Source organism: Streptomyces sp. NPDC048415 (assembly GCF_040651675.1).
GTDB lineage: Bacteria > Actinomycetota > Actinomycetes > Streptomycetales > Streptomycetaceae > Streptomyces.
The window spans coordinates 271,465-281,895 of record NZ_JBEZKJ010000003.1 but is presented as its reverse complement, the minus strand read 5'-3'; the positions used below and the strand labels follow the sequence as shown (position 1 = coordinate 281,895).

General features: G+C 72.2%; 8 protein-coding genes and 1 pseudogene. 7 read left to right on the top strand and 2 right to left on the bottom strand.

Annotated features, from left to right (window positions below):
* A pseudogene (locus AB0D27_RS04405) lies at nucleotides 1-99 on the top strand (DUF3558 domain-containing protein); the annotation flags it as partial.
* On the opposite strand, the gene AB0D27_RS04400 reads toward AB0D27_RS04405, so the two are convergent.
* Nucleotides 60-1,139: an MBL fold metallo-hydrolase gene (locus AB0D27_RS04400; protein ID WP_362501872.1), complete on the bottom strand. Its 1,080-nt coding sequence runs from the start codon at nucleotides 1,137-1,139 to the stop codon at nucleotides 60-62. The pseudogene AB0D27_RS04405 and the gene AB0D27_RS04400 sit on opposite strands and share 40 nt — an antisense overlap.
* A gap of 359 nt (nucleotides 1,140-1,498) precedes the next feature.
* On the opposite strand from AB0D27_RS04400, the gene AB0D27_RS04395 reads away from it, so the two are divergent.
* From AB0D27_RS04395 to AB0D27_RS04375, 5 genes are all read left to right on the top strand, one after another.
* Complete coding sequence (locus AB0D27_RS04395; protein WP_362501870.1) at nucleotides 1,499-2,656, top strand: acyl-CoA dehydrogenase family protein; 1,158 nt, start codon at nucleotides 1,499-1,501, stop codon at nucleotides 2,654-2,656.
* A complete protein-coding gene (locus tag AB0D27_RS04390) occupies nucleotides 2,656-4,260 on the top strand; it encodes a 5-guanidino-2-oxopentanoate decarboxylase (protein WP_362501868.1) in 1,605 nt (534 codons plus the stop codon). The genes AB0D27_RS04395 and AB0D27_RS04390 overlap by 1 nt, the downstream gene beginning before the upstream one ends.
* A complete protein-coding gene (locus tag AB0D27_RS04385) occupies nucleotides 4,257-5,438 on the top strand; it encodes a Glu/Leu/Phe/Val dehydrogenase dimerization domain-containing protein (RefSeq protein ID WP_362501866.1) in 1,182 nt (393 codons plus the stop codon). Before AB0D27_RS04390 ends, AB0D27_RS04385 begins: the two co-directional genes overlap by 4 nt.
* The gene (locus tag AB0D27_RS04380; RefSeq protein WP_362501864.1) at nucleotides 5,435-7,480 is read left to right on the top strand and encodes an acetate--CoA ligase family protein; all 2,046 of its coding nucleotides are present in this window, start codon (nucleotides 5,435-5,437) and stop codon (nucleotides 7,478-7,480) included. Before AB0D27_RS04385 ends, AB0D27_RS04380 begins: the two co-directional genes overlap by 4 nt.
* A 94-nt stretch (nucleotides 7,481-7,574) precedes the next feature.
* Nucleotides 7,575-7,994, top strand: a complete 420-nt coding sequence (locus AB0D27_RS04375) for a hypothetical protein (protein ID WP_362501862.1) — start codon at nucleotides 7,575-7,577, stop codon at nucleotides 7,992-7,994.
* A gap of 28 nt (nucleotides 7,995-8,022) precedes the next feature.
* Here the strand turns inward: AB0D27_RS04375 and AB0D27_RS04370 are convergent, their stop codons facing one another.
* The gene (locus tag AB0D27_RS04370) at nucleotides 8,023-9,576 is read right to left on the bottom strand and encodes an APC family permease (RefSeq protein ID WP_362501860.1); all 1,554 of its coding nucleotides are present in this window, start codon (nucleotides 9,574-9,576) and stop codon (nucleotides 8,023-8,025) included.
* 178 nt (nucleotides 9,577-9,754) lie between these two features.
* On the opposite strand from AB0D27_RS04370, the gene AB0D27_RS04365 reads away from it, so the two are divergent.
* A complete protein-coding gene (locus AB0D27_RS04365; RefSeq protein WP_362501858.1) occupies nucleotides 9,755-10,375 on the top strand; it encodes a TetR family transcriptional regulator C-terminal domain-containing protein in 621 nt (206 codons plus the stop codon).
* Nucleotides 10,376-10,431 lie beyond the last annotated feature (56 nt).

Here is a 10,431-nt window from a genome sequence, read left to right as displayed (position 1 = left end):
AAGGGCGTGAAGTCCGGCAAGGAGGGCAAGTCGGACGATGTGTCGACGCGCGGCAACTGCTACTGGAACAGCCTCGACAACAACGGTGTGAAGGGCTCACCGGGGCGGGGCAGGGCGATGCGCGCGCCGGCCGCGCCCGCGGCGGCGATCGTCCCCTCGCCGGGCTCCACCCAGGGATGGGTCGCCAGGTTGAACGTCGCCCAGTGGATCGGCAGCATCACGCCGGAGGGCTGCCCGCCCTGGAGGTCCAGGTGGGCCCGCACGCCCTCCGCGGGGGTCATGTGGATGTCGGGCCAGAAATCGCTGTACGCGCCGATCTGGATCATCGTGGCGTCGAACGGGCCGTGCTCGGCACCGATGTCCTTGAAGCCGTCGAAATAGCCGGTGTCGCCGCTGTGGTAGATCCGGTGCTCGTCGCCCGCGACGGCCCAGGAGGCCCAGAGTGTGTGCTGCGTGTTGCGCAGACCGCGGCCACAGAAGTGCCGCGCCGGCGTGGCGGTCAGGGAGATCCCGCCGACCTTCGTCGACTCGTGCCAGTCCAGCTCGCGCAGACGGTCCGCCGACACTCCCCAGTGCTCGAGGTGGGCTCCGACGCCGAGCGGCACCGCGAACACCGTGGCCGTGTCTGCCAGGGCCTTGATGGTGGGCAGGTCGAGGTGGTCGTAGTGGTCGTGCGAGATCACCACCACGTCGACGGGGCCGAGCGCGGCCAGCGGCAGAGGCACCGGGTGCAGCCGCTTGGGCCCGGCGAAGCTGAACGGAGAGCAGCGCTCACCCCACACCGGGTCGAAGAGCACGCGGTGCCCGTCGATCTCCGCGAGGATGCTGGAGTGCCCCATCCAGGTGAGCCGCAGCCCGCTCGCTGCGGGCCTGGCCAGGTCGGCGACCGTCGTCGCGTGCACCGGCACCGTCCCTGACGGGGCGCGGTGGGCGCGCTCCTCCTTGCGGAAGTAGACCTTCGCGAACTCCAGCATCGAGGCGTCGGGGCGGATCCGGGCATTCTCCGGGTTCCGGAAGACGCCGTCCGCGAAATTCGGCGATCTGAGAATGCGCTCCAGGCGCTCACCACTCGGATCCGCGCCGAAGGCGGCGGGCCGCAGCGCGCGGAGCCCGGAGCTCAAGGTACGGAAACCGGTCACGGTTACCTCCAGTTGGAGTCGGTCAGGCTTTCCATTATGGCCGCCGCCTCTGACAGCGCCGGGTCAGCCCTGTCACAGTGCGATGTCCGTGATCTTCGGTCTGTAGTCCCCTCAACCCCATGGCGCGCGCTCTTCTTCCGCGCCACCGAGACGGACTCGAACGACTCTGTCACGACGGTGCCGTCGATCGGACACGCCCGCGCTCGCCGACCGCGGGGCCAGGAACTCGCCGTACGCCTCGGACGCGGGCCGTCTACTGACGATCGGTTCAGTACGTTGACACGGCACCGCACCCCTCCGGATACTGACGATACTGACTCGCTATTCAGTAATGATCCTCGTACCCGCCTGGAGGCACCATGTCCGACCTCCCCACCGAGCTGGTCCCGCTCAGCGAACAGCAGCGCGACATCGTGGAGCTGGCGCGTGCGTTCGCGCGGGACGAGATCCGCCCGCGGGCGCGCGCCGTCGACGAGGCGGACGTCGAGACGCCGTGGGACCTGTGGCGCAAGGCGGCCAAGGTGGGGATCACCGGATTCATGCTGCCCGAGGAGTTCGGCGGCGGCGGCTGCACCGATGTGTTCACGCAGGTCCTGGTGCAGGAGGAGCTGTGCGTCGGTGACCTGGGCATCGGCAATCTGCTCTGCTCGAACGGCTTCTTCGCCGACCCGGTGCTTGAGCTCGGCACCGAGGAGCAGAAACGGGAGTGGCTGACACCCCTCGCGGGTCCCGACACGCCGATGACGGCCCTGGCGACCACCGAGCCGGGCGCGGGCTCCGACGCCGCGTCGATGCTCACCACGGCGCAGCGCACCGCCGGCGGCTACCGTCTGAACGGCCAGAAGGTGTGGATCTCCAACGCCGGTGAGGCCGAGCAGTACGTCGTGTTCGCCAAGACCGATCCCGACCGCCGCTCGCGCGGGGTGTCGGCCTTCCTGCTGCGCAAGGACACCGAAGGTGTCTCCTTCGGGGAGCCGATGCGCAAGATGGGGCAGCGCGCCATCGTCTGCCGGGAGGTCTTGTTCGAGGACGCGTACGTCCCCGAGGAGCACCGGCTCGGAGCGGAGGGCGAGGGTTTCCCCGGGCTGATGGGGACCTTCGACATCTCGCGCACCGTGCTGGGCGCGGCCGCGACGGGCGTGGCGCGCGCCGCGTACGAGTACGCGCGCGACTACGCCCGTGAGCGCCGGCAGTTCGGCAAGCCGATCATCGAGCACCAGGCGGTGGCCTTCCGTCTCGCGGACATGCGTACGCGCCTGGAGCAGGCACGGTTGATGACCTGGCGGGCCGCGAAGCGCCTCGACGCCGGTCTGAACGCGACCGCCGAGGCGGCGATGGCCAAGCTGACGGCGTCCGAGACCGCCGCCTACTGCACCTGGGCCGCCGTCCAGACGCTCGGCGGCTGGGGCTACTCGCGGGAGTTCCCGGTCGAGCAGTGGATGCGTGACGCGAAGCTGGAGGAGATAGAAGAGGGCACCTCGGACATCATGCGGCTCGTCATCTCGCGGAGCCTGTGATGGGCGAGACGCTCACCGGCGGCGAGGCGCTCGTACGCGCTCTGCGCGGACACGCCGTGACCCAGGTCTTCGGCATCCCGGGAACGCACAACCTGGAGATCTACCGGCACCTCTGCCCGTACGGCATCCGGCACGTCCTGCCGCGTCACGAGCAGGGTGCCGGATACGCCGCCGACGCGTACGCGCGCGTGACGGGCAACCCCGGGGTCGTGATCACGACGACCGGGCCCGCGCTGCTGAACGCGGCGGCCGCCGTCGGGCAGGCGTACTCGGACAGCGTTCCGCTGCTGGTCGTCTCGCCGGGGATGCCGCTGCGCCATCCGCGGCTCGCGACCGGTCTGCTGCACGAGACGCGCAGTCAGACGGAGGCGCTGCGGGGCGTGGCCGCGTTCAGCCACCGGGTCTCCTCGGTCGCGGAGATCGCCACGGCCGTCGCCCGGGCCTTCACGCTCTTCGGTACGCGCAGGCCGCGGCCCGTGCACATCGAGGTGCCGCTCGATCTGCTGGAGGCGGCCGAGGAGTCCGGCCCGGTGCGCGCCGCCCCGCGCGTCGTGCCGCTGGCCCCCGACATCGAGGCCATACGGAAGGCCGCCGAAGTCCTGAGCGGCGCACGCCGTGCGGCGCTCGTGCTCGGCGGCGGCGCGCGGGGCGCGACCGCCTCCTGCCTCGCGCTCGCGGAGGAGTTGGGCGCTCCCGTCGTCACGACGGCCAATGGCAGGGGGATCGTCCCCGAGACCCACCCGCTGTCGCTCGGGGTCTCGCTGCACAGCCCGGCCGTCCAGAGGTGGCTCTGCGAGCGCGACGCCGTACTCGCCGTCGGCACCGAACTCGCCGAGTCCGATCTGTGGTCCCCGCCTCCCGCTCTGAACGGCAAGCTCCTCCGCGTGGACCTGGACCCGGACCAGATGTACGCGGGTCTGCCCGCGGAGGTGGATGTCGTCGGCGACGCAGGGACGTGCCTGAAGGCACTGCTTTGCGAAGTACGGGGCCACGCCCGCGTGGAGGCCGACGAGGACGCCGTCGGACAGGCGGGCGCCCTGCGAGCCGTGCGCGACGCCGAGACCGCCGCACGCGACGCCCGCTGGATCCCGTATCTGCGGGCGATGCGTTCCGTCCTCGCCGACGACGCCGTCATCACCTCGGACAGCGCCCAGTGCTGCTATTACGGAGCGCTCCCCCACCTCCCGCTCGGCCCCGCGGGCCGCTATCTTCACCCGACCGGCTTCGGCACGCTCGGCTATGCGCTGCCCGCGGCGATCGGCGCGAAGGTGGCGTGTCCGGAGCGCCAGGTGGTGGCGCTCAGCGGGGACGGTGGCCTCCAGTTCACGGTTCAGGAGCTGGCGACCGCGACGCAGCTGCGACTCCCGCTGCCCGTCGTGGTGTTCGACAACGGCGGCTACGGGGAGATCCGCGACGAGATGGCCGCCCGAGGCGACCGCCCGTCGGCGGTGGACCTCGCGCCGGTCGACCTGCCCGCCCTGGCCCGCGCCTACGGAGGGCAAGGCACGCGCGCGTGCGGCCCGGACGCGCTGGCCGCCGCGCTCACCGAGGCACTGCGCACCCCCGGCCCCACCCTGATCGCCGTCCCCGAGGAGACCCCATGACCGCCGCCCCCCTGATGACGCTCACCTGGACGGACCACATCACCGGCCGCCAGGGCTTCCTCGTCGTCGACCGGCTGGTGCGAGGCGTCTCCAGCGGCGGCCTGCGGATGCGGCCCGGCTGCACACTGGACGAGGTCGCGGGTCTCGCCCGCGGCATGACGATGAAGGAAGCCCTGCACTACAACCCCGAGGGCCGCTACATCCCGCTGGGCGGCGCCAAGGGCGGCATCGACTGCGATCCCCAGGACCCGGACGCGTACGGCCTCCTGGTGCGCTATCTGCGTGCCATGCGCCCGTACATCGAGAGTTTCTGGACGACCGGTGAGGACCTCGGGCTCACCCAGGACCTGGTCGACCGGGCGGCCGAGGAGGCCGGGCTCATCTCGTCCATCCAGGCCGTGTACCCGCTGCTCGACGACGAGGCCACGGCCCGCCGTCGGCTCGCGGACGCGTTCGCCGTCGAAGTGGACGGCATCGGCCTCGACGAGCTGGTCGGTGGCTGCGGCGTCGCCGAGTCGGTGCTCGCAGCCCTGGACCGCGCCGGGGCGCGATACGCCGGGACGCGCGTCGCGGTGCAGGGCCTGGGCACGATGGGCGGGGCCACAGCCCGCTTCCTCGCACGCGCGGGGCTCACGGTCGTGGCGGTCGCCGACATCAAGGGCACGATCGCGAACCCGGAAGGCCTCGACGTCGAGGCACTGCTCGCGGCGCGTGACACGTACGGGACGGTCGACCGCTCCGCGCTGCGGCCCGCCGACCGTGAACTCCCGGCCGACGCCTGGCTGTCCGCCGACGCGGAGGTGCTGGTGCCCGCCGCGGTCTCCTACGCGATCGACACCACCAACCAGCGGCTGATCACGGCCCGTTGGATCGTCGAGGCGGCCAACATGCCCGTCCTGGCGGAGGCCGAGGAGCTGCTCGCCGCGCGCGGGGTCACCGTGCTGCCGGACGTGGTGGTCAACTCCGGGACGAACGCCTGGTGGTGGTGGACGCTGTTCGGTGACATCGGCCCCGACGCGGACGAGGCGTTCGCGCACACGCGGCGCTCCATGCGCGCGCTGATCGACCGGACGCTGGCCCGCGCGGAGACCGACGGGACGACGCCGCGGGCCGCCGCGCACGCCATCGTCACCGAGCGGCTGCCGGTGATCGCGGAGCGCTACGGGTGGTACAGATGACCGGTGAGGCGCCGCTGGCCGCCCTTTTCGACCCCCTCTCGGTGGCCGTGGTGGGCGCCTCCGACCATCCCGAGAAGTGGGGCTACTGGCTGGCGAAGGGCGCCCTCTCGGGACGCGACCGCCGGGCCGTGCACCTGGTGAACCGGCGCGGCGGGGGCCTCGACGGCGTGCCCTTCCGGCCGGCGCTGACCGCGCTGCCCGACGCGCCCGAGCATGTCGTCGTGGCGGTGCCCGCCCCGTTCGTACGTCCCGTCGTCGCCGAAGGGCTCGCGGTGGGTGCCCGCTGTTTCACGGTGATCACCTCGGGCAGCGGCAGGGCAGACGAGCACGCGCTCGCCGAACTGGTGACCGGCGGCGGAGCACGTCTGCTCGGCCCCAACTGCATGGGTATCGTCGACACGACCACACAACTGCGGCTCAGCTGGGGCGACTTCCCGGCAGTCGCCGTCGGTCTGGTGTCGCAGAGCGGCAACCCCGCCTTGGAGATCGGCCGTCTCCTCGCGCGCGCGGGACAGGGATTCTCACGTTTCGTCTCCCTGGGCAACCAGCGCGACATCGACGCCGCCGACGCCCTGGAGTCCCTGATCGCCCACGGGCCCACCCGCGTCATCGCCGCGTACATCGAGGACTTCCGTGACGGCCGCCGTCTCGCCCGCGCGTTCGCGGCGGCCCACGCGGCGGGCAAGCCGGTGCTTGTGCTGACCGTCGGCCGGGGCCCCGCCTCCACCGTGGCCGCCGCTTCCCACACCGGCGCTCTGGTCAGCCCTTACACCACGGTCGCCGCCGTGTGCCGGGAGGCGGGCGCGCTGTTGCTGGACTCGGCGGGTGAACTGGTGGACACGGCGGTGTGTCTGCTGGCGGGGGTCGCGGCCCGCCGGGGCGGCGGCTCCTTCCGTGTCGCCGTCGTCGGCGACAGCGGCGGCCAAGGTGCCCTCGCCGCCGACGCGTTCACCGTGCGCGGCCTCGATGTGCCGCAGCTGTCCGCGCGGACGACGGAGAAGCTGGCGGCGACGCTGCCGCCGGGAGCCGGTTGCCGCAACCCCGTCGACCTGGCGGGCGCGGGCGAGGCCGATCTCGGCGCCTACGCGCGCGTGGCCCGCGCCCTGCTCCTGGGTGGGGACGCCGACGCCGTCGTACTCACCGGGTATTTCGGGGACTACGCGAGTGCCAACCCGGCCCAGAGCGCCCGGGAGTGCGAGGTCGCCGACGAACTCGCGGACGCCGCGGCCGAGTCGGGCCGCGCCCTCCTCGTGCACACCATGGCCCGCGACACTCCGGCGCCGGCCGTACTGCGCGGGCGTGGCGTTCCGGTGTACGAGCGCATCGAGCAGGCGGCGACGGCTCTCTCCGGGATCGCGCTCCTCGCCCCGCCCTCGCCGAACCCGTCGACGACGCGGCGAGCCCCCTACCGCATACCCGACGGCTCCTACGAGACCGTCCGCGACCTGCTCGCCTCCTATGGACTCGCCTTCCCCGCCGCGCGGTTCGTCACCACGGCCGACGAGGCCGTGGACGCCGCCCGGTCCGTCGGATACCCGCTGGTGCTCAAGGCGATGGGCCTGGCGCACAAGACCGAGGCGGGCGGTGTGGCACTGGCTCTCGCGGACGCGGACGCCCTGCGGGCCGCGTTCGAGCGGATGCGGGCCGCCACCGGTGCGGAGCGCTACGTCGTGGAGGCCATGGCGACGCCTCCGTACGCCCATGAGCTGATCGTCGGTGTACGCCGGGACCCCGCCTTCGGCCCGGTCGCGATGGTGGGCCTCGGCGGTGTCACCGCGGAGCTGCTCGCCGACACGGCGCTCGCTCTGGCGCCGTTGACCGGGGCACGCGCGCGCGTGCTGCTGTCGGAGCTGCGGCACGCGCGCCTGCTGGCCGGCTGGCGCGGTGCGCCGTCCGTACACCTGGAGGCCGCGGCGGCGGCCGTGTGCGCGGTGGCCCGAGCCGCCGCCGAGCATCCCGAGCTCGCCGAGCTGGAGGTCAATCCGCTGCTCGTGCATCCCGGGGGCGCGGTGGCGCTGGACGCGCACGGAGTCCTGGCGTGAGACGGCCATTCCCTGGGGGGAATTGAGGCGTGGGGCGGGCGGCAGCAGAGTCGGTGAGGTCAGAAACCGCGCACCGAGCCGCCCGAGGAGAATCATGCCGGCCATCGACGCACAGGACTTGATCGAGCGCTACATAGGCGTCTGGAACGAGCCCGACCCCGAGATCCGCCGCAAGACCGTCCAGGACCTGTGGTCGCAGGAGGGCCTGCACATCCTGCGCCCTCCGCAGGAGATGCACGACAGAGCGGTGGGCCTCGGCTTCGGTACCGCCGTCCTGGAGGCCCGGGGCCACGACGAGCTCCACGCGCGCGTGACGCGCGCGTACGAGGAGTTCGTGGCCCCGGGGACGTACGTCTTCAGGATCCAGGAGGCAGCCCGGCAACTGCGGGACGTGATCACGTTCCGCTGGGAGTCCTTCCACATCGAGGAGGGGCAAGTGACCGGCGGCGGCCTGGAGTTCCTCGTCCTGGGCGAGGACGGCCGTATCGAGGCCGACTACCAGTACGTCGACTGATCGCCTGACCCGACGGGCGGCGGCCCGGCTAGCCCTTCTCGCGCCGGGTCCGCGCGCCCGCCGCGTAGAAGGCGATCCCGATGCCCACGAACAGGGCCAGTGGCACCACTTGGCTGAGGGTGTACTGCAGCCGCTGCCCGGCGAAGGACTCCGGCAGGGAGTCCGCGGCGCTGCCCGCCGTGCCGAACCAGCCGACGCCGAAGCCGGGCCAGATCAGCACCACCACCGTGAACGCGACGAACGCGGTGGCCAGCGTGCTGACGAGCCGCACGCCGAAGCGGCCGCCCGGCACAGCGTAGGGCCGGGGCACGGAGGGGTAAGTGCGGCGCAGCACGGCGAGGCTCGGGAAGGTGATGACGTACGAGATGAAGGTGGTGCAGATGGTCAGGCCGAGGCCCGCCGCGAAGTACTTCTCGCCGTTGCCGCCGGTCAGGTTGAGGGCGACGACGAAGAGGAGGGAGGCGAGGACGGCGGAGAGAAGGTTCACCCGGACCGGGGTGCCGTGCTTCTCGGAGATGTGCCCGAGCCAGGCCGGTCCCGCCCCGTCCGCGCAGGCCACCGCCTGTGCACGGTGGGCGCCCATGGCCCAGGTGACGCCCGAGGTGAGCAGACCGACGATGAGCCCGGCCGCCGCGATGCCGCCGAAGACGGCGCCGGCGCCGGTGAGCGTGACGGTGCCGTCCGCGGCGATCGACCCTCCGTAGACGGTGAACACGGCCTTGCAGGCGTCGATGAATCCGCCGAGGCTGCCGATCCGCTCACCCGGCAGCACGAAGAGGATGCCGAGGATGGGGCCGCCGTAGAGCAGCAGCGCGGCGAGCCCCGAGCGCAGGATGGACAGCGGTATGTCGCGCCGCGGGTTTCTCATCTCCTCCGCCGCCGAGCTCGGCAGTTCGAAGCCGACGTAGTTGAAGATCAACACGGGGACGAGGGCGACGAATCCGGCGTACGTGGGCGCGAAGTCGCCGGCCGGCAGCGCGTGAACGCCGTGCCGGGCCGCGTACACGACGACCGAGACGAGGAAGAAGCCGAGCAGGACGATCCGGGCCACGGCTCCGGCGATCGGCACCCATTTGCCGATCCGCACCGACTGAACGACCGCGAGGGCGCCGCCCCAGATGAACAGCAGTCCGGCCGCGTACTTCCACGGGCCCGGCAGCGGAGTGAAGAACTGCTCCCAGGTCGTCAGCGCGATGATGCACAGACTGCCGCCGACCCACACGGGGTTGGAGATCCAGTACAGAAGCTGGTTGACGCCGGCCGTCAGCCGTCCGAAGGCGAGGCGCGTCCAGACGTACGGGCCGCCCTGGACCGGGAAGGCGGAGCCGAGTTCGGCGACGAGCAGGCCGTAGGGCAGGAAGAAGGCCACTGCGAGGATGGCCATCCAGGTCAGGCCCTGCGGACCCTGGGCGGCGACCGAACCGATCGTGTCAAGGCCGACGAGGGTGCAGATCAAGAAGAACAGCACGTCGAGCCTGCGCAGATCCCTGCGCAGCCGGGAACGCTGTTCGCCCCAGCCCCCGGAGAGGTCGGGGGTGCCGGGTTCGGGCTGGGGCCTGGGGGTGCTCGGTGCTTGGGTCACGGGCGGACTCCTGCGACGGTACGGGGACGTACGGACGGGACACACATCGCCTGAACACACTCCTACTGACTGAACGCGCAGTCAGTAGTGGCGGTACTGTGGTCCCCGCCGCGCGGTGGTGTCAAGGGGTCGCGGGCGGCTGTCGTGGGGTGTCGGACGGGCTGTGTAGGGTTGCCGCGTGGCGAGAGTGCGGTTGAGCGTGGCGGAGCGGCGCGAGGAGTTGCTGCGGGCCGCCGTCGAGCAGATCGAGGCGCGGGGTGTGGCGGCGGTGCGGATCGCCGACGTGGCCTCGGCGCTCGGGGTGAGCAACGCGCTGGTGCTGTATCACTTCTCGACGAAGGAGAAGCTGGTCGCCGCCGCGTTCGCGTACGCGGCGGAGGACGACCTCGCCCATCTGCGCAAGCTGCTCGGCCGCCGTACGACGGCGCTGCGGCGGCTGCGCGCGGCCGTGCGGTGGTACGCGCCGACCGGGCAGGCCAAGGGCTGGCGCCTGTGGATCGAGGGCTGGGCCGCGGCGCTGCGCGAGCCCGCGCTGCGGGAGGTCACGCGTGATCTCGACAAGCAGTGGAAGGCCGCCATCATCGAGGTGATCGTGGAGGGAGTGGCCGCGGGCGAGTTCCACTGCCCGGATCCCACCGGGGCGGCCCTGCGGCTCACGGCACTGCTGGACGGGCTGGCGGTCCAGATGACGGCGTACGCGGGCGCGGTCTCACGGGCGCACACCCACGAGTGGGTGGACGAGGCGCTCGCACGCGAACTGGGGCTGAAGCGGGAGGCGTTGGTCGCGGCGGTGCGCTAGAGGCCGCGCCCCCGGCGCGTCGACCGTCGTACGCCCTGGCACCGGGCCGGTACGCG

Coding starts and splice junctions, on each gene's coding strand:
- AB0D27_RS04395 (WP_362501870.1), top strand. CDS start 1,499: ATGTCCGACCTCCCCACCGAGCTGGTCCCGCTCAGCGAACAGCAGCGC.
- AB0D27_RS04390 (WP_362501868.1), top strand. CDS start 2,656: ATGGGCGAGACGCTCACCGGCGGCGAGGCGCTCGTACGCGCTCTGCGC.
- AB0D27_RS04385 (WP_362501866.1), top strand. CDS start 4,257: ATGACCGCCGCCCCCCTGATGACGCTCACCTGGACGGACCACATCACC.
- AB0D27_RS04380 (WP_362501864.1), top strand. CDS start 5,435: ATGACCGGTGAGGCGCCGCTGGCCGCCCTTTTCGACCCCCTCTCGGTG.
- AB0D27_RS04375 (WP_362501862.1), top strand. CDS start 7,575: ATGCCGGCCATCGACGCACAGGACTTGATCGAGCGCTACATAGGCGTC.